The 22,515-nt window shown below is 60.6% G+C and carries 16 protein-coding genes and 1 pseudogene; 13 read left to right on the top strand and 4 right to left on the bottom strand.

The window, feature by feature from the left end:
- Nucleotides 1–57 precede the first annotated feature (57 nt).
- Entirely contained in the window at nucleotides 58–297 is a 240-nt protein-coding gene (locus RY1_RS29690; protein ID WP_139279836.1) for a hypothetical protein, read from the top strand.
- A 145-nt stretch (nucleotides 298–442) separates the two neighbouring features.
- On the opposite strand, the gene proA is transcribed toward RY1_RS29690, so the two are convergent.
- Nucleotides 443–6,445: an anti-phage protein ProA gene (gene proA / locus RY1_RS13535; protein WP_072804101.1), complete on the bottom strand. Its 6,003-nt coding sequence runs from the start codon at nucleotides 6,443–6,445 to the stop codon at nucleotides 443–445.
- Nucleotides 6,446–6,874: 429 nt separating this feature from the next.
- On the opposite strand from proA, the gene RY1_RS13530 reads away from it, so the two are divergent.
- Both RY1_RS13530 and RY1_RS13525 read left to right on the top strand, forming a co-directional pair.
- The gene (locus RY1_RS13530; protein WP_084727406.1) at nucleotides 6,875–8,536 is read left to right on the top strand and encodes a reverse transcriptase domain-containing protein; all 1,662 of its coding nucleotides are present in this window, start codon (nucleotides 6,875–6,877) and stop codon (nucleotides 8,534–8,536) included.
- Between the two features lie 757 nt (nucleotides 8,537–9,293).
- Nucleotides 9,294–9,524, top strand: a pseudogene (locus RY1_RS13525) (30S ribosomal protein S2); the annotation flags it as partial.
- Between the two features lie 274 nt (nucleotides 9,525–9,798).
- Here RY1_RS13525 and RY1_RS13520 read toward each other — a convergent pair.
- Both RY1_RS13520 and RY1_RS13515 read right to left on the bottom strand, forming a co-directional pair.
- Nucleotides 9,799–10,056 (bottom strand): hypothetical protein, encoded by a 258-nt coding sequence (locus RY1_RS13520; protein ID WP_072804099.1) that lies wholly within the window; start codon nucleotides 10,054–10,056, stop codon nucleotides 9,799–9,801.
- A gap of 75 nt (nucleotides 10,057–10,131) precedes the next feature.
- Nucleotides 10,132–10,554: a protein kinase family protein gene (locus RY1_RS13515; protein ID WP_072804098.1), complete on the bottom strand. Its 423-nt coding sequence runs from the start codon at nucleotides 10,552–10,554 to the stop codon at nucleotides 10,132–10,134.
- A 187-nt stretch (nucleotides 10,555–10,741) separates the two neighbouring features.
- Here RY1_RS13515 and RY1_RS13510 point away from each other — a divergent pair, with 187 nt between their 5' ends.
- From RY1_RS13510 to RY1_RS31005, 5 genes are all read left to right on the top strand, one after another.
- Nucleotides 10,742–11,062, top strand: coding sequence for a WXG100 family type VII secretion target (locus RY1_RS13510; RefSeq protein ID WP_139279835.1), 321 nt, complete (start codon nucleotides 10,742–10,744; stop codon nucleotides 11,060–11,062).
- Between the two features lie 25 nt (nucleotides 11,063–11,087).
- Nucleotides 11,088–11,360 (top strand): WXG100 family type VII secretion target, encoded by a 273-nt coding sequence (locus RY1_RS13505; protein WP_072804096.1) that lies wholly within the window; start codon nucleotides 11,088–11,090, stop codon nucleotides 11,358–11,360.
- Nucleotides 11,361–12,605, top strand: coding sequence for a WXG100 family type VII secretion target (locus tag RY1_RS13500; protein ID WP_072804095.1), 1,245 nt, complete (start codon nucleotides 11,361–11,363; stop codon nucleotides 12,603–12,605).
- A 1-nt stretch (nucleotide 12,606) separates the two neighbouring features.
- A complete protein-coding gene (locus RY1_RS13495; protein ID WP_072804094.1) occupies nucleotides 12,607–12,990 on the top strand; it encodes a DUF6188 family protein in 384 nt (127 codons plus the stop codon).
- 995 nt (nucleotides 12,991–13,985) lie between these two features.
- Nucleotides 13,986–14,678: a DUF3320 domain-containing protein gene (locus tag RY1_RS31005; protein ID WP_169914699.1), complete on the top strand. Its 693-nt coding sequence runs from the start codon at nucleotides 13,986–13,988 to the stop codon at nucleotides 14,676–14,678.
- Here RY1_RS31005 and RY1_RS13485 read toward each other — a convergent pair.
- Nucleotides 14,572–16,680 (bottom strand): hypothetical protein, encoded by a 2,109-nt coding sequence (locus RY1_RS13485; RefSeq protein ID WP_084727403.1) that lies wholly within the window; start codon nucleotides 16,678–16,680, stop codon nucleotides 14,572–14,574. The genes RY1_RS31005 and RY1_RS13485 overlap by 107 nt on opposite strands.
- A 471-nt stretch (nucleotides 16,681–17,151) precedes the next feature.
- Between RY1_RS13485 and RY1_RS30845 the strand changes: the two genes are divergently transcribed.
- From RY1_RS30845 to RY1_RS13465, 5 genes are all read left to right on the top strand, one after another.
- Entirely contained in the window at nucleotides 17,152–17,274 is a 123-nt protein-coding gene (locus RY1_RS30845) for a hypothetical protein (RefSeq protein WP_281249974.1), read from the top strand.
- 296 nt (nucleotides 17,275–17,570) lie between these two features.
- The gene (locus tag RY1_RS13480) at nucleotides 17,571–18,428 is read left to right on the top strand and encodes a hypothetical protein (RefSeq protein ID WP_139279832.1); all 858 of its coding nucleotides are present in this window, start codon (nucleotides 17,571–17,573) and stop codon (nucleotides 18,426–18,428) included.
- Between the two features lie 130 nt (nucleotides 18,429–18,558).
- Nucleotides 18,559–19,134 (top strand): TerD family protein, encoded by a 576-nt coding sequence (locus RY1_RS13475; RefSeq protein WP_072804090.1) that lies wholly within the window; start codon nucleotides 18,559–18,561, stop codon nucleotides 19,132–19,134.
- Nucleotides 19,135–19,270: 136 nt separating this feature from the next.
- Nucleotides 19,271–19,675, top strand: coding sequence for a hypothetical protein (locus RY1_RS13470; RefSeq protein ID WP_072804089.1), 405 nt, complete (start codon nucleotides 19,271–19,273; stop codon nucleotides 19,673–19,675).
- A 56-nt stretch (nucleotides 19,676–19,731) separates the two neighbouring features.
- Nucleotides 19,732–22,461 (top strand): vWA domain-containing protein, encoded by a 2,730-nt coding sequence (locus RY1_RS13465; protein WP_245819648.1) that lies wholly within the window; start codon nucleotides 19,732–19,734, stop codon nucleotides 22,459–22,461.
- Nucleotides 22,462–22,515 lie beyond the last annotated feature (54 nt).

Genomic DNA, 22,515 nt, shown 5'->3' with positions numbered 1-22,515 from the left:
CAAACAGCTCGTCGATGTTTCGTTTGGGGGGTACGACGAGCCGCGTCGACATCCCTCTTGCCGATCGATCTGAGGCGCAACAATACTCGCTGCACCACGCCAGATCTGCGCCGATGCGAAACGCCTCGGCCGATGTTCTTCGAGATGGCCAGGGCTGCAATCCCGTCGCGAATCAGCGATCCAAACCTCTATATGGACTGTGCGGATTTGGCCGTGTCGACGACAGCTGAAGCGCCGAAGCTGACAAACGCTGCGGCGATCGATGTCGCCGCCGTGATCGCGAGCTCTGCTGGTTGACCACCCCGGTTACCGCTATCGCGAAGTGCCGAGCATCAGACTGGACCCCCGGTCTCGACTTGTCCAGCAATGTACACTCTTCTTCGCAGTTACATCCTCCGGCCGCCGGGGACCGAGTGAAGGACGTTCGTGCACGCCCAGAACGCTACGAACCAACCCGGTACGTCTCGTTGATCTTGATCAACCGCCCCCTGTGAACTCCCAGATCGATGACCGCCTCCAACCGCACCCGCGTCGGACCGGTCAGACGTTTCTGGTTGAACGTCTGCAACGTCTGACGCAGCAGACTGTCGTAGTCAGGCTGACCACTTCGTGCGCAGACCGTCATCATCGCGTTGATGATCTCCTCCGGCGCAACTTCGGACAAGGGACGCGTCAGGTCGGTCTGAGTCTTACGGAAACCTCGCCACGTCGTGCGATCGAGTTCCTTCGGCCACACGAAGCTACCCAGCTCCTCCGACCGCTCGATCAACTCCTCCGGCACGGACTGAAGAACGAAGCCGCGTCGGGCTGCGGCGACACGGTCGAACCCGAAGCGTCGAGCCACATTCCGAGCCAACCGATCGAGTGAAATCGGGCCCTCGATCGCGACCGTCTCCTGAACCGCCCGCATGATCGTGTTCTTGACCGCTGGTGAATGCACTCGATCGAGGTCGTCGCGCACGCCCAGCATTGAAGTCGGTGCTTCGATGTACGCGATGCCACGTCCATGCCAGTCGCGTGGCTCCTCGAACGACAGCGAGGGTTCCTCGACCGCCACGCGTGAGACCAGTACCGACTCGACAGGTTCTGGAACGCTCGCATCCTCCGGATCGGGCTTGGTCCATCGGTCGGAATCGGGCGCGAAGTCGTCAGGCAAGTCCAGCGTCTCCTCCACAGCGGATGCAGCCGAAGCTATGGCCGCAGCTTGTGCTTCGGCCGCGGCATCGATCTCGGCCTGCCGCGCCGCCATCCGAGCCTTCGATAGGGCCACGGCGTCGCCTACCTGGGCGATCACGGCCGCCGGGTTGTCGATCCAGTCGGGTAGCCACACCCGCACCGATGACCCCCAATGCATCATCGACTCCAGCAGTTGCGGCGTCAGGTCACGGTCCGCCACTGTGGGTCGCTTCGCCCACTGCGGACCGTCCAGCAAGATCGCCACCTGCCATTGCTCCGAACCTGGTTCACGCACAACCACATCCAGCACGAAGTCGGAGAGCCCGTAGTTCGCCTCGACCTCATAGCCATGGTCGCGCAGCGACCGGACCAACCCTGTTTGTATCTCGTCCGACGCTGCTCGTGAGTGGGTGGGGCGGTCGTCATCCGTACGCGAAGCCTGAGCCGCCTGCTCCAGATATCCCCGTAGGTGCGCGATGCCGACCGACCGCGTGCGCGCCAGATCGATGTCCGTCGGCTCGAACGAGGTATAGATGATCACCTTGCGCCGCGCACGAGTAATCGCCACATTCAGACGCTTCTCGCCGCCGGTCCGAGTCAGTGGACCGAAATTCAGCGGCAGCTTCGGATCGTCCGGCTTCTTCGAAAACGCCGCACTGAACAGGATGACGTCGCGCTCGTCGCCCTGGACGTTCTCCAGGTTCTTGACGAAGATCCCGTCGTCACGGTCCTCGCGGAGCTGATCGAGGATCAGCGGATCACCCGACCCCTCCAGCAAGTCGCGCACCAATGTCTGCTGCTGCGCGTTGAAGGTGACGACACCGATGCTCTGCGACGCGAGATGAGCATTCGACAGTCGGCTGCGAATCTCGGCGACGATCGCCTCGGCCTCAACGATATTGGTGCGAACACGGTCCTTGGTCTCGCGGTTGAAGTGCCCGTCGACGCGACGCCACTCCACACCCGCGGTGTCGTCGCCACCCGGCGACGGGAGGCTCGCGAGACGTCCCTCGTAATACTTCTCGTTCGAGAACGCGATGAGCGACTCGTCCTGGCTCCGGTAGTGCCACGACAGCCACAGCCGGGGGACGCCGGATTCCACCGCTTCGGTGAGGATGCTGTCGAGATCCTCGGGGATGACCTCGTCGTCCTCGGTGTAGTCGTCGCCGTCGTTGGTGCTGACCACCCCGATGGACGTCGGCGGCATCTGCTGGGAGTCTCCGACGATGACAGCCGACCGTCCACGTCCCAACGCGCCGATGGCCTGCGGGACCGTCACCTGCGAGGCCTCGTCGAACACAACGAGATCGAACGTCACCGAGCCGGGTGGTACGAACTGCGCAAGCGAGGTGGGACTGACGAAGAAACACGGCGTCGCTTCGAGAATGTAGTTGGAGTAGCGATTCATCAACTGCCGGAATGTGGTTCCGCCGCGCTTGGCGTCGAGTGCGCGTCGGAGATGGCCGACGTCGCCCGTCAGCGAGCCCGCTTGGAACGAGCGCCGTTCGAGGAGCGCCGCTGGCAGCGCACTGACTTGTTCGGACCTACTCGCAGCCGATGCATTCGCGAAGTCGTCGATCTGGCCGTCCTTGATCGCCCGATCGAAGTGCGTCAGGCCATGTTTGCGACGTCGCTCGCTGAGGGATGTTTGGGCCACTCCGCGCATGAATGCGATTTCGGCTTGATTCGCGGGGATGGCACCGGTCAGGAGTTCATGGACCAGATCGTTCAGCCCGGCCGTCCGCAGCGGATTGAGAAATGCTGTCATCGTGGACCACTGGCGGATCGGCGCGCTGCCATCGGTGTGGACGGCGCCCAGCCACAACTGTGAATCCCGCTGCCATGCGGTGAACCAGTGAGAGTTGTTGCGCCATCGGTCGATGTCGTCGTCGCTCGTACCGAGGATCTGACGCCAGGTGCGCCACGCGTGCGCAACGCCGTCGAGCGTATCGATGTCCTGCGGGGACAGCGGTCCAGTCGTGCAGAGTAGTTGCCACAACTGCGGTTGCGTGCGGACGAAGTTCGAGGTCTGCTCGACATACTCGAACGACGGCTGAAGTTGATGTGCTGCATCGCTACCGAGCGGATTCCACGTCGCCGGCGCGAACTGCGTCAACAGGAGATGCATGTGCTGCACCGTCTGCGCGGTGAGCTCACGAGCACCGGGAACCGACCTGAGAAGTGGAAGCGCAGCCTCAGAATCGAGCTGTACTCCGGGCAACAAGGCAGGCGCCAGCTCGCGCGCGAACTGCTCGGCGCGCTTCTTCTTGCCGAACATGCCCTTACCGGCTTCCTCGGCGGCGAGGGCCAGCGTGTCGGCGTCGCCACGTTCGATGAAGCTGGGTGTGAAGACCGACGTGAGGGGGCCGCACTGCTGCTGCAGAAGCGAGATCTCTGCGAACAAGGCCTGCTTGGACGCGGCCCATTGACTGGATTGGGTGGTGGTCAACGCGTCGGCCGGCGGAATCGACCGACCGATCTGGCGTCGAGCCTGGGGGAGGAGAAGTTCGAGTGTCTCGGGAGACGGAACTTGTTCGACGGCGTAGTGAACGGTGGAGCTTCTGAGAACGGCGTCGAGTGAGGCAGCTGATCGTGCTGCGACCGAAAGGAAGTCGTCGTCGGTGGCGTGGGCGTCGATGATTCCTGCAATGGACCACGGATTCTCGGCGCTGATGGAGATCGACCGCGCGGCTCGTTCGAATTGCTGCAGGGCACTGGTGATCTCGGGAACCGACACCGACGGATTCGCGACGAACGTTGCGGGGATGGTGGCGGAGGGGCCGTCGCCGAGTCCGAGAGTGGTGTCGTACGCGGACCACAGCGAATGGTCGACGCCGTTCGTCTCGTGAATCTTGGTCGGGTAGTCCTCGAGTGGAACGTGGTGTGAGCGAACATCGGCGCGCTTGGCTGCCGATGACCGGTTGTTGTAGCTGGTCGAGTGCTCGATCGCGCGCTTGAGCTGATCGCGGATGGCGTTGGCGCTCTGATTCTTACCGTGCAGATCGAGCGTGAACTTGGTCAGCCCCACTTTGTCGAGGCGCTTCTTGACGACGTCGAGCGCGGCTTGCTTCTCGGCGACGAACAGCACCGTTCTGCCCTGCGCGAGGGTGTGCGCGATCAGGTTGGTGATCGTCTGGGACTTGCCGGTTCCGGGTGGTCCTTCCAGCACGAAGGTGTGGCCGTCGGCTGCCAACGCGACGGCGCGGAGCTGGGAGCCGTCGGCGGGAATGGGAACGGGGACGTCGAGTTCGTGGACCGGTACGGATTCGATGTCGGAACCGTCCGGTCGTCGGGAATCGCGGAAGGATTCACCTGCACTGTGTGTCAGGTGGCGCACGATGGGGCTCTGTTCGAGGATGTCCCAGTGGTCGGTGAGGTCCTTCCACATTCCGAACGTGCCGAACTGGCAGATGGCAACCGATGCAGTTTCGTCGATGCGGAAGTCGAGGTTGTGTTCGACCAACGCGGACCGAATGCCTTTGAGTGCTTCGTCGATGTCTATCCCGTGCGCGTCGAGCGGTGGATTCTCGAGGGCGGGGATCGACGCAGTGTGTTTGATCCGAAGCCATTCGACGAGGCAGTAGTTGGGCGTCGAGACTCCTGCTGTGTCCACGGTCAGTTTGAACTGGCTGCGTCCCGAACCGCCCACTATCTTCACCGGAAGCAGGAACAGGGGAGCTCGGGCATCCTTCCCGCTGCTGGTGGTGTGGATCAGGCCGCCGAACGTCAGGAACAGATTGGCGTTGCCGGTCTCCTCGAACATCGTGTGTGCGGTGCGCTGGAGGTGCTTGAGCCGCGCGGCGTAGGTGTCCTGGGTGACGACAGCGTGGATGCGCTTGCGGTCGCGCAGATAGTCGAGGATGGTGGCGTCGTCGACGTCTTGTGCCCGGCGGGCGCCTTGGAGCTCGTGGATGGAACTGAGTTCGTCGTGGGCGATCAGTTCGATGTCGGTGCCGGCGTGGACCAGGTCGTCGAGCAAAGCCAGACCGGAAGTGGGCACGTGGAGGTCGATGACCTCGCGCATCGGCTTGAGGTTGAGGAGCCGATTCCGGGTGCTCAGGTCGAGGAGGGATCGCTTCCATTTCTGGACGCGTGGGGGAGCGGTGTCCGTGCTGTCGAGCACGAGGTCCGTTGTGTCGTGGGCGTCGAGCAGATCGACCGGGAGTCCCAGATCGACCGCAACGGGTACCGGCGACGACGTCTCGGCCTTGGCGACGGCGATCTCGTCGAGACTCGGCAAGGGCCGGATACCGTCCTTGCGTGCCGACGAGATTGCGATGACACCACGGAGTGCGCTGTGATCGGCGAAGTGCCGACGCGCATCCGCCACAGCCTGTCTGAACGTGCCGGCCTCGGTGGGATCGTAGTATTTCGCTTCGACGGGGATCACACGACCGGATTCGACGAGGTTGATCAGTGCGTTCGGCTCGGTGATGGTCGAATGGGCGAGCTGGCTCTCGTCGCGCATGAATCCGGCGAAGGCGTGACCGTTGATCAGCCAGACGACCGGGCGAATGCCGACGGCCTCCAGGCATGCTGCGTAGGTGACGGCGAGGTCGATGCAGGTGCCGAAGCGCTCGTCGAGCACCTGTGCGGTGGTGCGGATCTTCTGTCCGGTGTGCTCGAAGGAGGCGGGTGGATCGATGTAGCGGATTTGTTGATGACGAAGAGCTTCGTAGATGCCGGCTGCGATCTGGGCGGCTCGTTCGGGGCCTTTCTGGTAGCCGCCGAGCGACGGATCGCCCGTTCCGGTGCCCAGAAGGTTCGACGCAGCGTCGAGGACGGAATTGACTGCCTTGGTGTTGGGCTGGACGAACGCGGCGAGGGAGTCGAAGAAGACCGGCGCGTTGAACCATTCGTTGTGTGCCAGTACGCGGATAGGGGCGTTCAGGTGGATGTCGTCGCCCCACAGCCGGGACACGGTGACGGCGATCGTCGCCGGATGGCTCTCGTTGAGCTCGCGTAGATGTGGGATCGGCGGAACGATGGCCGAATAGTTGGACCACACGATGTTCTCGCCGATGCGAAGGGTGCCGTCGTGAACGTCGACTCGTTGCGGCGACAGTTGCTCGCCGGCGCCGAACAGCTGCACCGAGACCTTTGCGTCGACGATGTCGGCGTCGGAGAGGTTCACGACCTCGACACTGGTGATCAGCGGGACGCCGTTGTGGACGAGCGCAAGATTGACCGCGGGGTGAGCATGGACCTCTACCGATACACCGTCGACCACCGTGTGAAACGGGTTGTGCTCCTGGCCGAGATCCTGCATGTGTCCTCCGAGCTCCGTCGTTCATCGTCTCGTCGATGGTCGCGGCGGTGCCGCCAACCTTCATACGCTAGACGGGCCTACCGACAAGGTGCCTTGGCAACGGTATCGGACACGAGTTCAGTGTACTTACCGCTGCTAAAGGTGTCGTGGGCAGTTCATTCGGATGGATGACACCAACGATCTGGGCTGCGAGGTCGATACGGTCGCCTGGTGGCGACCCTGTACTCAGTCGACAACGGGCTGGGAGGATTGAGACCGCTCGACCTTCAGATCACCGCTGGCAGTGTTGATGTGAAGCGAGCCTCAGTGGTTGGCTACTGTGGCTGTGTCAGCGGTGGTAGATTGCACACCCGGTGCCGCGTGGTTGCGCGAGGCATCAGATCGCAGAGCCGGTGGCATTACGACCTGGAGGCATGATTCTTGGAACCGATGTCAGCGGCCGCACTGAAGAGCCTCAACATCAAGGTTGCTTTTCAGGAGGAAGCCTTAGCTACACGCAATCTGCTCCCATCTGAACCCCTGTGGGACGTGGTAGGGGAAAACTCCCTTGATTTAACACGATATTTATCGAATCTCTTAAGGGCTGGGTTTCAACCGACGCCTGAAATCGAAGTCTCAGTTCGAAAGCCAGCACACGGATCGCGGCCAGTGCCGTTCTGGGGGATGTTGGAACGAGTTGCCTACCGGGCAATTACTTCCGCAGTACTTTCAAACGAAAGTGTGCTCGATCGGTCTGTGGAGGCGTATCTCAAGTTCGTTACTGCTCCTGTCTTGTACGCGTTGAATAATCCGGAACCTCAAAAGCGAAGGAGGCGCGGTCGAACTGGTAGTATTTCCGCCCAACAGCTATTCGTTCGCTCCGAAGTCAAATATGTTGTGAAATCCGATATTACGGCCTTTTACCAGTTCATCGATCATGCCGTGCTTGCGAAGGAGCTGCTCCTTCGGGGCTCTGACTTCGAATTGATCGAAGCTTTGACATCTTTATTGGAAGAGGTTCAAGGAAGAAAATACGGACTTCCGCAGCTCCTGGACTCCTCTGATCGTCTTTCGGACGTTTATGCAGATATCATTGAGCGGGAGCTATTGCGATCTGGTCTGGCGGTCTGGCGCTTTAATGACGACTTTCGGATCGCAAGCAGGTCCTACGAAAGCGCGATTAACGCTATAGAGTCGCTGGATGCTTCGGTACGTCGTGCTGGGCTTGTGATCGCTGAGCATAAGACTGTTACGGTGGGTTTGTTGCGGTATCTAGTAGACAATCTCGGTCAGTCCGCTCTCAAGGATGGAGTTACGATCTCGACGGACGATTTTGAGGCATTGGTAGGCGACTATGCTGACGAATTTGGCGAAGGTGACGCGGACGCTGCGCTGTCCATAATTCGTGGGGCCCAAGCGTTGCCCTGGGAGGGGCAAGAATCTGGGGCGGAGAGCGGTTCAGCCGATGTTGCCAAGGCTGTTGATGAAAGCCGTAGCGGCGAGTCGGAGTCAACGGAAAGTCGGCCTTCGATCGATCTGCGAAACCTGCGCAGTGACGACATTCGACTGCTTCGTCGCGCTTTGAATGGATTAGCAGCAAACGTGGATAGCAGGGCAATACCGGATGTAATTCGGTTCGCGGCTTTTGTTCCCGCTTTGATGCCGAACCTAATGCGGTATTTGTCCAAAGTGGCGGACGTGGCATCAGGGCAAGTGGTTGATACTGTTGGCAATCTCGTGGGCGGCCTATCTCTAAATGCGTGGCAGCGAATCTGGCTTGTTGACACTATGCGTGAACTGCAAGCAGTGGACGTGGATCGTGCTTCAGCGTGGCAGGGCTGGTTGTTTGAGCAGAGGATGCAAATTGCAAGTCCGCCACTGCGTGCGTACGCGACCCGTGCGCTAGCAGCTGGTGGGCACATTGATTTATCGGAAATAATCGACGAATCGGATCAAAGTCCTCAAGCGCTTTTGCATATCTACATCGCTGCTGCCGTAGACTACTGTAACCAATTAAGGACCGAAGAGCGTGCAGGAGCCGAGGGCTTGATCAAGGCTTGGGCAAAGTCATCCGTGCTGCACCAAAAAATGCTGCAAGGGGCTGTGCAATGAGGGTGCCCCCGCTCGCGGTTACAGAAGAGGCTCTCCGTCTTTTGTATGCGACCAGAGCAGATTTTGGTCGGCTTCCGGCACTGCGGCCCATCGGGCGAATTTCCTATAGCGGCATGGCCTCGTATCTCGGCTCGTACAATTTTGATCAAGTGCGAGCGCAGAGCGAATTTTTACGGATTGTAAGTATAATAGAGGCGTTCATCGATATTTGCAGCGACCATCAGTTTGATTTGCAGTCAGTTGGTCGCGATCGCTTTGCTCTGTCTTTGATTGATGCCGCCAAGGGTGAGGTTAGTGAATCGTGGCAAAATCGGGAGTTTGCGTTCAAGAAATTTCACGGATTCTCGTTGGGGCAATGTGCAAAGTGGAGCGACATTAAGGCTGCTCGCGAAATTCGAAACTCGATTGCCCATGGACTAGGGAGGCTCACGCCACGCCAGCGGAATTCGAAAACGCGTGGAGTAGTAACAAGTGTGGGAGTTCTGCTTCGGGGGGATTCACTTCATCTAAATGAGGCATCTTTAAAAAGATGTGTTTCTTCATGCGCAGATTTCGTGTCAGACGTTGATCGTCGACTACTAATTAGATGAAGTCGCTCAAACGTGCTCTTCGACTTCAACCGGGCAACTCAGCAGGAAGTCTGAAGTTTGGCCCGCGCGGTGTGGGTTGTATGAACCGTATCCTACGAGCAGAGTTTTCGACGTTCCGGAATCCACATGCGGATCGTTTCACCTGTTTGACCATGCGGTTGTATCCGATCCGATCCGCCGCGCTGCTGACCAAGGTCGTCGCGTCGGCTGTCGCCGACGGCGTGCAGGCACTTGCCGGGCAGAACACGAGCACGGATGCAAAGCCCGAGGTCGGGGCGGGCGAGCCGCTCGCAGAGTGGGAGCTCGAGCAGCTCGCACAGGTATCGCCGAGTGCGGAGACAACTACGTCGCCTATCGCAGATAGTGCGAACGAGGTGGCTTCTGTTGATGGTCCTGCTGATGTGTCGCTGCCGCATCACAATCGCATGTTAGGTATTTCGTGGCCGGGACCGGTCGATGAACGAATCGGTGCCAGCACCCGGCAGCTTCGTGAAGCAGCGCTTGGGCTTACCTTCGACGGTGATGCGCCAGTTGCTGTTCATCAACCCACCGGTCACGGGGAGTAGGTGATGTTCAGCCCTTCCTCGCTCGGTGACAGCAGCGAGAGCTTTCTCGACCTGACGCTCGGGCTCGGTGCGGGCAGATCCGACTGCAATTTCGTTCATGGTCACCTCAGATGTTCCGTACTCGATCGTCGAAATGCGGGTCACGTAAACCAGCGCGCGCCAGCAGGAACTGCCAATCGGAGAACTTCGAATACTTGTGCGTTCCGGGCTTGACTGCATCGCAATACGATCCGATAAGCGCCCAGCGCAGCGAGTCCGCAATTCCGTAGATCCGCGGCCGATCGATCAGCGCACTGTCGAACGGCCCGTACGCCATCTCGAAGACCTCGCGCGCATCCGAGTCGAATGGGCGGATCTCCGCCAATAACGCACCGATGTCCTGTACCCGTCAGCGCCGCGACATCCCAGTCGACGAGGCGCATGCTGCCGTCGTCGAGCATCAGCACGTTGGAGACGTTGCGTCACCATGGCAGGGGACGGCGTCGAAACCGGTGGATTCGATGCGAGCCTTGTCCGGGGCAAGCGTTCGGAGCATCCACTGGAAGTCGGCCGGTAAGGCCCCGCCGACCTTAGCGATCAACCCACGCACGACAGCGGGGTCTTCGAACACCGATGCCCGACGCGTCACCCCGGCCAGCCGATACACGGACTTCCGCAACGCGACCAGCTTCTCGACGTTCGCGTCCTCGTCGAACAGATCCAGGGTGGCGGTGGACGAGACGCCGGTGAAGTCCTCCTTCATCAGCATGCCGGAGTCGGCGTCGGAGATGAAGACCTTCGGGCCGATGCCGGCGTCACCAGCAGCGGTAGCGGCAGAGAACGTCGCACCGAAGTAGACGTAGTCCCGCGCCTGCGATTCCATGTCTTTGACGAACGCGGCCGGGCTCGCCGCAGGGTGGGGAATGGTGCCGTGATGTCGGATCGGGTGGAGCCGGTTGCGGAAGCAATCGCGGTCGGTTTTTCGGTCCGCCCTCTGGCCGTATGAGCTGCAAAATTGACGGCTTGGCGACCGGTCGGCGGCATGGTAGGAAGGTCCCGGGGGTGGGACTGTGGGAGAAATTTCTGGCATTGAGCCGATGCGTGTGGTTCCGGACGAGCTGCACAAATTGTGTGAGTCGGTCCGCAGCGCGGTAAATGAGCTTGTCGATGCGTTCGGGTCGCTCCAACCGCATGTGGTGCGGGTCGAAGATGGCTGGGTCGGAGCCGCGGGAACCGAATTACAGCGAAAATGGACCGATGTGCGTGGATGCTCCAAGGCCGTCGTCGATGATCTCGGTCGCATTGGCGCGAACATCGAAGACGCTCGACGCGGTTACGTCGACGTCGACGAATCGCTGGCTGAACTCACAAACGTCCTCAACCTTGACTGAATCAGCCGGTAGGTTTGTCGTCGAATTGACCGAGCTCGACAACTTAGCGCAACGGCTCGGCGACGCAATCGAAACGATTGACCGCATCGTGGGCGGGCTCGGGGAGCACGCCTCTGCCGCGCGATTGCATTGGACTGGGCCGGCTGCGGATGCCTACGTAGCCGTTCACAGCAAATGGACTGGTTCGGCACTGGATCTCATCGCACTGCTGGTGGAGATGCGCACCATGGCGCAAAATGCGCAGTCAAGTTACTGCGATACGGTTGCGGCCAACTTGAAGATGTTGGGGCGAATCTGAATGCCTCCAACCAGTCTCGATATTGATCCTGACACCTACTACGCTGCGGCGAACGTCTGTTTTCGGGTTGCGTCGGCGCTCTGCGAGAGCGCGCGTTCGGCGGGAGATGCGCTTGGCGAGTGCGGCGGAATGGCCGGGACGTACGAGCAAGGTGCGGCGTGGGCGAGTGGCTACGACGAGTACGTCGCCGACTTCTTTTCCGGTGTAAACGCTTTGGTCGAAGCGCTGGAAAACTACGGCGATGTGTTGGTTCAGGCCGGCTACAACTACGCGCTGGCGGAACACGTCGCCAGCCAATCCGGCATCGAACCGGCAATGCCCGCCGTTCCCGATTACATCGAGACCTCTGTGCTTGTGCCTCCGCCAGCGGCTGGGGGCCCGGGTGAGGGACTGCTCGACGATGGCATCGGTCTGGTCGGTGAGATCGGCATCCCAGTTCCTGACGGTGATACCGCAAAGTTGGATGTCGCTGGGGGAGTATGGCGGGTTTTGGCCACAGGAAACGGAATGACTAATCTTTCCCGGGACGTCGAAGCCGCCGCGTCGCTGTTTGCGGACACGGTGGGTCCCGACGTCGACTTCGTGGACGAAGACTTGCGCGAATTGTCTGCGGCACTTTTCGATGTGGTGATCGCAGCGGATGAACTGTGCACTGCGTGCACCGAGTACAAATGTGCCCTTGGGGATCTGCGGGACGAACTCGAGCAGCTACTGGTTTCACTCGCACAGGAGCTCGCAGTGACCGCTGCAATCTCGATCGCAGCGTCATTCATCACCTTTGGCGCCGGCGCGGTGGCAGGTGTTGCAGCAACAGCACGATCGATTACGAAATACGGGGGAATCGTCCGAGATGCCATCCTCATGTGGCGGTCAGCCAGAGGTATTGGGGCGAAGCTGACTTTCGGCAAGGACCTGAAGCGATTGCAATCGGGCCTACAGCGAATCAGAGACCTTGGTCGCGGAAAGAGGCCAGCGCTAACTGGCTCACCGTCGAGCGTCCCTGCAGGCTGGACCAGTACACCCGCCAAGAATGGCCGAGGTGAGGTGTGGCAGAAGCCAGGTTCGACGGGCAATAACGACTCCATGCGGATCATGGATCCGAGCGCGAGGTATCCGAACGGGTATGTTCGCTTCTACAACGAGCACGGACAACCGATCGATCTGAACGGAAAGCCGGGCCCTCAGTCGTCGACTCACATTCCGATCGAGCCCGACGGTTCGTTCGCAGTTCCGAAGGGTTGGTAGCGTGCACATTCCTCTGGTCAACCAGACTGTTGTCACGGTCGACTTCGGCTTTTCGTTCCTGTTGGTTACCTCGGGCGGATTCGAGATTCGGATCGAATCGACTTTCCAAGTGGATGATTCGCAGGCCGGCAGGTTTGAAGGAGCCCCCGACGAAGAGTTGTCGTTCAACCCTGCGTTCAAAGACCTGATTGGCAAAGTCATCGAAGAGGCGCAAGCAACGGTCGACAGTACGCTGACGCTTCTACTGAGTGGGCACACGACCCTGACGGTGCCCGCTGACCCTGACTTCGAAGCGTGGACCGTGGCTGGTCCCGGGGGAATGAAGATCGTCAGCGAAGCAGGCGGGGGACTGGCAACGTGGAACATCGGTCCGTCAGAAACATAGCCGCACCGTTGCGGTGGGAGGATAGGCGTGATGAGAGTTACTGCCAGCGCTCAGCTGCGCGGCAGCGATGCGCACAACTGCGGCAACGGGTTCGTTGACGCTGTGCGGAAGCCCATGTCGAGCAAGACGCCGATGTTGCGCCTCACTGGCGACGGCCCGCATGGATGTCGGCGCTGCCCTCATACGGCAGGTCCAGGTGTCGCGCGGATCCGGTTATGAGACGACGCGGGCCTGCGTCGCTCCCATGTCAGGGCATTTCTAACACCCTTCTCTCATATTTGAACCCGCTATCAAGGACTCGTGTGCATGTCGGACCCGCCGGATACGGTTGTGCCACTGATATTCCGACGACGGGGAGTAAGGAATGGTTGGGCCGGGTTTAATCGAGAAGCTTCTGCTGGTTTTGGGTTCCGTGATGACGCCCTCGGCACTATTCGGTGCGTGGAAGTACCTATTCAGAGACACGAAGTTGTCCGTGATCGACGGGGCATTCAGCAAGAGGGACTCAGCGCTCCGGTAGGCCGTACGCTTGCGAGACGACGGCTACGTCAGCGTGGCGCAGGAGCGCGAGATGGATGCGTTCCTTGAGGTAGCCAGAGTGTTCGCACGGTTTTCGTTTTATCGGCGCTACCAGGGTGTGGTCCTGGTCGAACTTCTTTACTGGTTCACCTTGGCGGTTGTCGCAGTAACAGCGGGGCTCGCGATCATCGGTGTACCGGGCGCTGTTTGGTTAGCTGGGGCGGTTTGCCTGCTGACCCCGTTCGTGCTACTAGCGTATTTTGGACCGTGCGGTGGTCAACGAGAACCATATCGAAGATGGCGCGGATCAGTGCTCGAGTCGCACTTGACCTCCACCGTGCCCGCAATGATGCATGCGGTCCACACGCAGCTGTCTGATTTGACAGACAGCAAACTGCCGGGTCGACCGCATCTCGTTGGACAAGGCTGATGGAGGTGGTCATACCCCTGCGGGTCCAACAGTCGAGTACACGGAGGTGGGATCTTCTGCCCCACGTGAATGGACGGCTCAGTATGTCGCCGTAGAACATTCCACCGGCGGAACTCGCGACATAAAGACTCCAGAAGGCAGACTGGACGCCAAACGGTTTTTCGAAGAAGTGATCAGCGTCGAGTCGCCAGTTCACGCGGACATCTTGTACGAACGATTTCGGAGCGCGTGGGGTGTCGCGCGACTCGGTGCGGCGATCAAACCGGAGGTCGATCGCGCAATGAATCGGGCCAGCCCGTACGGCGCAGACGAACGAGGCTTCTATCGCAGCGGGTCGATCAACGACGGCGTTGTTCGAGTACCAGCTCAGGGACAGGGGATTCGCAAATTGACCCACGTGTCCACTGAAGAGCTCTCACTTGCTGTCTGCCGAACTGTTCAGGAATCCGTCACAGTGGATGACAAGAACCTAATTTCACAGGTAGTAGAGGTTTTCGGTGGGCAACGCGTGTCCGCGGAATCGAAGACACTGATGAGTGAAATCATCGACTCGCTCATCAACGAGGGTCTGATTGCCCGCGATTCGCTGGGACCTCACCATTGTGATGGACGACTGAACTACTCGGGGTTATTCAAACGAGGTGAACACCGACCTCCGCAGCAGCTTCCTCGACCGCAGCGATCACGACGTGGAGGAAGGTACTGGGGTCGGTGCTGGCGAGATCTTCCGGCACGGTGACGTTCTTGCCGAAGATGCTGTCGGAAATGTGCTGTGCACGTTTACCTGTCGAGCCGTTGCCGCTGTAGGCGTAGCTGATCTGCCAATCCGAACGCGGCACCTCGGAAAGCCGTTCGCGAATCGGTTGTTCCAATCGTTTTGCGATCGCATTCGAGAACTGGTCGATGACCACTGTCTGGTCTTCCATACTCTCGGGTGGGTTGCCGATCCACTTTCCCGGTCGCTCCAAGGCCTTGTAAATATCGTCCTTCAGTAACTCCCGCAGCTCTGCGTTCGGCCTCAGGGTGTCGTACTGATCGGCGATTCCCTCAGCGAACCGCTTGGTCAGTGCCTTGATGCGGCTCCAGTGCTCTTTCTCTACGTCCTCGGCCTCGGCAGTCCCCAACAGACCACCCCAGCGATGATGAAACTGCCGTGTTCCGGTCTCGATCGCGGCGGACAACGAAGCCTTGTCGTAGACCGGCTTCGCAGGCCCGAGATCCGGTCTCTCAGCGCTTCGCTCGATGATGGCCAGCAGTCTCTGAAACTGACTGATCGACCATTTGCCGTTGTCGGTGGACTTCCTGAGCGGCTGATCGATGCTCGAGAGCAACACTCGATTGTTGTCCAAGCGATCTCGCACAGATTGCTCGGCGCGTGGTCCGAAATCCTGCCGGATGGTGCTCAACACGTTGTCGACACTCGCTAATACATGGTGCGCCCGGTCGCGGATGCTCGTGAGGTTATCGCCCTGCACCTCTTCGAAATGAGTGAAGCAGAATACGAGTTTCTCGACATTGCCAGATGTCAGTATCGACCGGATCGCTGCAGCTGGAGCCGCTTGCATGGGCTGTTGAGCGTTGTCCACCAACAGGACGGCATCGACTTCGTTGATGGTGGTCGCGACTTCTGTGGGTAGTGCTGCGGACGATCTCGCAGTGTGTCCAAGGCCTTCACCGTCGATCAAGACCAACTTCGGTAGCTCACCGTCCGCCCATTCCGGAAGGAACGGGCCTGCCACCCGGATGCCATCGACCAACGGCGTGAGCAGATGCCCGAAGAGTGGCGCGTAGTTCGACGTGAAGCGATTGACTGCCTGTAGGAACGCCGATCGATCAGCACTCGCGAACTGCCATGTTTGGGGCCAACCAACATCGTTCTTTTCGAAGACGCCTATTCGTTGAGCAGTGAATCGCTTTTCGATGTCTTCCAGCAAGCTGTCGATGATGGAATGGAACATGTCGTCGTCGCGCAGCGCGGTGTCGAGTTCCTCGTCCTCGACGTACTCTGATTCCTCCGCTCCGCCGTGGCGTGCAACGAGGAACTTCAGCGCCGAGATTGCAGAGTCGATCAGCCGTGAGCTCTCGTCGAGATCAACGCCGTCCAGGTGAGTTGGCTCGGCGTCGAATCGTGTGGGTTTCGGTGTTGTGGCAGATGGTAATTCGAACTCGTCGAATTCATCGAAGTCGAGCTTCGCTGCGGGAGGGGGCTTGGGCTTCTGCTTCCGACCGAGAATGTAGCTGAAGCGGAATCGCTGGTTCTCGTGATCGAGGAGGGCCGACCGTACGTCGTGCTCGGCAGCGCCGCGTCTGATCGAGAGCGCTGCTTTGACTCCGCATTCGATGAGGTGATCGGTGACCTCTTCGCTGGAGAAAAACGTCACGACAGCGGAGTACGGACCGTCGGCAACGATGATTTCCGTATCTGCGACGGTGGTTTTCGCCGTCGAAGTAGAGGGGAAGCGGTCTCGGTCAGGGTCGGTTCCCAAAATCTGACGGATGACGGTCGTCTTGCCGGCGCCGGTGGTCCCGATCATCAACACCCGGCGATAGTCGTCGGCTTCGAGAGTCGGCAGCGGCAGATGGGCCTCGCGAAGCGCTTTCGACGCACCCGGCGCGGGCGGTTCCGTACCGTCGTAGAAGGCCGAGATCACATTCGCATCGAAAGTGCCCTCCGCAAACTCCCGCGCAGAAGGATGCAACCAGCCGTCGTCGGCGAGCAGCTCGTTCAACTGCTCCTCCATACGCTCGGCACGGTGCGAGTCGGTTGTTCCGAGCGACCGCCTCACCCGTCGTCCAGGTAGTCCGGTAGACGGATCCAAGCGGGCGGGATGACGAAAGGACGCCGAGAATTGTTCTCTTGCGCTGTTTCTGGAGATCGTTGCGGTGTAGATGCTCATGTTGCCTTTGCCCAGGGAAGTGCTGCTCGCGCATTACTATCGCTTGACCACGTGTGCACGTCAATTCGCGGGTAGGTTCAGGCGCTCTTCCATCGCAGGCGACCGTCAGAGGCGGTACCGCAGACCATCGCTGTGCCCGACTTGGTCACGCCGGGCGCGCCGGGCACATCGCAGTATGACCCGGGATGCACGACGCCGGGTACCGACTCGGGCAAGTCCACACGAGGGGGTGTGTAAGCGGGCGGTGGTGTGTAAGCGGGCGGTGGCGTGTAGGTCGTGATCGGCGCTGGCGGGACATAGACCTGAGGAGGCGTCGTGACGATCGGTGCTGGTGTGGGTACCGCAGTGGTCGTCGTGGCTGCTGGCGACGTCGTTGTGGAAGACGGCGCCGAACGAGTGGATGTATCGACCTGGGGGAGGGATGGGACCGTGACCTGAACAGGGTCCCCAGTCTCGCCCCCTGGGTCATCCGACGAGCAACCGACGGCCAGGACTGCGAAAGTCGCCAATACCGACGCAGTTATGGTGAATCGAGATCGTGCGAGCCTGACGGAGTGGATCGCTGCGAGCATCATGGAATCCCCAGCTTCGAGTTATCCGGGACGGAAATGCCCCCATTCACACTGCGTTTCGCAGTGGCATCGGGCAACGTTACAAGTCGCAAAGGGCTGAAAACGTAGTGTGACTACGGCACGATGTGCATTCGCACAGTTGATCACTCGAACAGGATGAAGATGCTCCCACCGCTTTCGCCCAGCCTGAAGGAAAAAGACGGCACCAAGTGGATGGCCGCTCTGAGCGGAGCGCTGGCCGATGGTGAACAGGTCCACTCGCTTGCCCGGATCAGTAGCCTTCGGCCGCTCACAGACGCAATCGCCATCACCGATCGCAGGGTCGTGGCGTTCTTCAGCGGGAGCGTGGGGACGAAGGGGCCGCTGATCGATATCCCTGTCTTCGAGATTCAGCGCGGTGAGATCAAGTCGCGGGGAGCAGGCCGCACCCTCGTGGTTGTCGATGGCGCCGGGCAGTCGCAGAACCTAGGCACCTTGAAGCCAGTCGACGTCGACTTCGTGATTCAGCAGATCAACGCTGTGGCCAGGGCGGAGCCTCCTCGTGCGCCGACAGTGGATGTGTACGACCCGTTCACGAAGCCTTGGACGGAATCGAAACCAGCGAGCGAGGAGCCCGATATATTTGCCGCGCCACTGGATCCTGCGGCGGGTTTGCGGCCCGTGGACGGTGAATTGCAGCCGATGGCGAAGGTCGGTGTTGCCCGCGCGGCAAAGGCGGATAGGCAGCGACTGGTTCCGCTTTGGAAGTCACTGCCCGCGATCGTAGTGGCGGTCTTCTTCGGAATCTGCACGGTGGCTGCTGTATTCGACCCAGAGGCAGGATTGTCGACTGCGATGTTCTTCGGCCTCCTGGTGCTGGTGTCGTTGCTCGCGTTGAGCCGCGCTCGCCGCACAGCCATGCAGCGGCGGGCGGTGGCTGCAGGTACGACGCCCGTCTACGGTGTGTTTGCTCGAAATTGGCTGCCGGTTGGAATTCCCCTCGCAGTTGTGCTTTTCATTGGGTTCGTCGCGCTGGCGTGAGGTCATTCAACTGAACGACTTGACGGTATTCGTACAGACTCAGGCCCTTTGGTCTGCTAAAAGTAGAGAGTTGTAGGTGTACGCGCGGGAACGGAAATGATCGATCTCGGATCGACGGAGGAGTCGGATCATGAGTGTGACGCTGGCCAAGGGCGCGAATGTCTCTCTGAGCAAGGAGGCGCCGAAACTCACTGCAGTGACCATCGGTTTGGGCTGGGATGTGAGGACGACCAGTGGCGGTGACTACGACCTGGACGCGAGTGCGATCGCGCTGGGGAGCAACAAGAAAGTAGTCAACGAGCTTTTCTTCGTCTTCTACAACAATCTGAGGTCGCCTGACGGCGCAATCGAGCACACCGGTGACAACCGGACAGGCGAAGGCGAGGGCGACGACGAGAGCATCGACATCGACCTGACTGCGCTGTCGCCGGAGATCGAGTCGATCGTGTTCCCGGTGTCGATTCATGCTGCCGACGAGCTCGGCCAGAACTTCGGCCAGGTCGTCAACGCCTTCATCCGAGTCGTCGACAAGTCCGACAACCGAGAATTGGCTCGCTTCGACCTGAGCGAGGATGCCTCCACCGAAACCGCGATGGTGTTCGGTGAGCTGTACCGCCGCGGGGACGAGTGGAAATTCCGAGCGATCGGGCAGGGTTATGCTTCTGGTCTGGCGGGTATAGCCAGGGACTTCGGTATCAACGTCTGACCGGCCTTGTCGAATGCCACTCAGCCGTAACGGTACTGATGAGGCAGCCGATTTCCCACGGATGGTTCGTGCAGCGTCGGCGGCTTCGAGTCGGCGCCATTTCCGAGAACCTATGCCTTTCTGAGGGGAACACGCTGTGGCATCATCACCGGATCCGTTCGGCTATGGCAACGACAGGGGATTCGGTTCACCTCCGCCGTCACCTCGCGCGTTGGACTCGCAGCCGACCTCGTCGTTGTCGGTGGCGGGTCCGCCAACCCTCTATCTGATCGCCTCCGGCGTACTGGCGTTCATCGGGCTGATCGTGGGTGCCGTTCTCGGCGCTTCCGGACCTGTTGCGGTTGTCGGCTGGGTGCTGGCAGGGCCAGTGGCCATCGGGGTCCTGTCGGCATTCACTCTGCTCGACACCAACCGGCGAGCCCGGCCTGTCTACACCGAGCCGACGTGGATGAAGCCTGCCTACTGGGCGGTACTCGTCATTGCTGCGACAGGAATTATCGTCTGCGCCTTGCGTATCGCTGACTGGATTGGCCGACTGTGAACAAGGCAAAAGCCTCAGCCCTACTGACGACGACGTTGCTGGGTGCCTGCGCCGCAATGACAGTCGTATTCGCACCGACGGCGTCTGCGGCCCCCGGCGGCGCCGCGGTGTCGGACTTCGGTGCCTGTCTCGCATCCCAGCGGAGCGGCGATCTACTGTTGATGATCGACGAATCCTCGAGCCTGCAGACATCCGACCCCGACGGCGCACGGATCACCTCGGCGACGTATCTCCTGGACCAACTGGCCAAGTACAAGGACTCATCGGGCATCGAGTTGGACGTCGCTGTCGCAGGCTTCGCCGACGAGTACTCCGTCGAATCCGACTGGACGTCACTCGATTCTGCAAGTGTGCCCGCGGTGAAAGGGGCTGTCGAGAGCTTCCGCGATCGCACCGACGGAATCGACACCGACTACCGGTTGGCATTGGATGGAGCTCGCACGTCGCTCACCGAGCACACTCAACCGGTCGACGGCGTCGATCCATGTCAGGCGGTTGCCTGGTTCTCGGACGGCAAGATCGACTTCACACCGCGAGGTGATACTCGTAAACCGTACGCACCGGATCTTCCACTCGATACCCCCGAGGATGTCACGCGTGTCGTCGGCGCCGCTACCGAGTCCATCTGCCGACCTGGCGGTGTTGCCGACCAGCTCAGATCCTCTGGCATAGTGGTGTTCGGTATCGGGTTGGCTGCAGGCACGGCATCACCGGCTGATTTCGACGTCATGCGATCGGTGGCGACGGGCGAGCCGTCCGGCTCGACTACGTGCGGAAACGTTTCGAGCCCGGCTCCCGGTGACTTCTATCTTGCACAGAACATCGACGATTTGCTGTTTGCGTTCGATGCATTCTCGACACCCGGCCAAGCACCGCTGACTCGCGAGGCCGGCGTGTGTGTCGTAACGGTCTGTGAAGAGGGCAAACACCGATTCGTGCTGGATAATTCGATCGATTCTGTCGGTGTACTTGCCTCGGCCGACGTGCCAGGTCTGGTTCCGACCCTGGTGGCACCCGACGGAACACAGCTTCCACTACCGGCGTCGGAGTCCGACATAACGACTGAAGTCTCGGGCGTCGATGTCGCTTATCGCTGGCAGTCGCCTCGTACTCTCTCGTTCGACATGACCAACCCCGGTACCCCGAACTGGCAAGGCGTCTGGGCTCTCGTCTTCGTCGACCCGACCGGAGACTCCGCAGAGGCCCGATCGAGGTCCAACATTCACATCTCCGGGAACCTGTATCCCGAGTGGAAGGGCCAGCGCACTACTGCAATTCACAGCGGCGAAACAGAGGTTCCCGTAGACCTCGGAATCGTGGACGCCAACCGCGTCGAAGTCGATCCGGAATCACTTCTCGGAACTGCGACCCTGGCTGTGACGCTCATCGAAAGCGACGGCCGGCAGACAGTCGTCGGAAGCGATATCTCGAAGGACCGGATTTCCGATCCCTTGCGTTTGAATCTGGCCGACGTTGCCCCGGGTCAGGCCACGGTTCGCCTCACTCTCGACGTGACCACTGCCGACGCGACGACACCCAGCGGCGAGGTCGAGCCTGGTACCGCGCTTGCTCCGCAGTCGGTAGACGTCCCGCTCTCGATCGCGCCGCCGATCGGGTATCCGGCTCTTCCCCGCACCATCGATTTCGGAACGATCGAAGGTGCAGGCGAGTTCACCGCTGATCTGCCGGTGACCGGTCCGGGGTGTGCGTGGTTGCCACAGGGCTCCCAGACATCCGTCGTTGCATCTCCCGACGGAGTGGGTACGGTCGGGTTGTCGACGGCGGGGGCAGCGACAGTCGATGCGTGTCAGGAGCTGAGCGACGGAGAGGAAGGGACGTTACCTATCTCCTTGCAGGTGGAGAACGCAGCGAATGGCGCCGTGAACGGCACTGTCGAGGTGATGGTCGCGCCGAACGGTGAAGCCGATCGCGCTCTTCCGATAGATGTCGAGTTCCGCGCCGAGCTCGAAAAGCCGCTCGACACCGGAAATGCCCTCCTGGCATTGATCGTCGCCCTGCTGCTGGGACCCGGCATTCCGCTCTTGTTGCTCTACGGCGGGAAGTGGTTCACGGCGAGGATTCCCGCCAGAACGCTCAAAGCTCAGCAGTTCCCGGTGACCATCGCAGGCAGCTCGGTGCTGCGCAACGGTGTGCCTTTCGGGTTGAACGACCGTGATCTGATCGAGGTCGTCCGAGGTTTGGATACGCCGGCGCGGTCCTTGGACGTTGCAGGGGTCCGACTCCGTACTCACGTCGGATGGTCCCCTGTCGGTGCTGGTTTCGTCACGGCGTCGTCGCCGGGCCGGGTCGGAGCGTCATCGGTACTGCCTGCAACGCATGGCAACAGCAACGAGGCACGTTTGCCGCTGGCGGTCCACAACACTTGGTTCGTTCTCCACGACCCACAAGGCCCGGCCGATGTCGCCACCGTCGTTCTGCTCATCGGTGACGACGCAGGCCCGACAGTTCGCCGGTCCGTCGTCGACGACATGACCAACCGCCTGCCGAATGTGCTTGCGACACTGCGATCGTCGACGAAACCGGGCTCGGGCTCCCCGACGCCCCCGGTTCCGGCGTCGGCGACGTCCGGCTTCGATCCCTTCGGAGGCGGAAGCAGCGGCCCGTCCAGTGCAGGAAGCTACGACCCATTCGGCGGCGGCCCGGGTTCGCAGCCGCCGTCGCGTGGCCAGGACCCTTTCGGCGGCCCTCCCCGAGGCCAGGCACCGGGCCCGGGCCCTTCGGGTCCGTCCAACAAGCCGTTCGACCCGTTCGGTGACGGTCGATGAGACCACCGTTCACAGCTCTGAATTTGCGACAATCAGCTACAGGAGAGGTAGACG

The organism is Rhodococcus yunnanensis NBRC 103083 (genome assembly GCF_001895005.1).
GTDB lineage: Bacteria > Actinomycetota > Actinomycetes > Mycobacteriales > Mycobacteriaceae > Rhodococcoides > Rhodococcoides yunnanense.
This window is presented reverse-complemented; position numbering and strand designations above follow the sequence as displayed.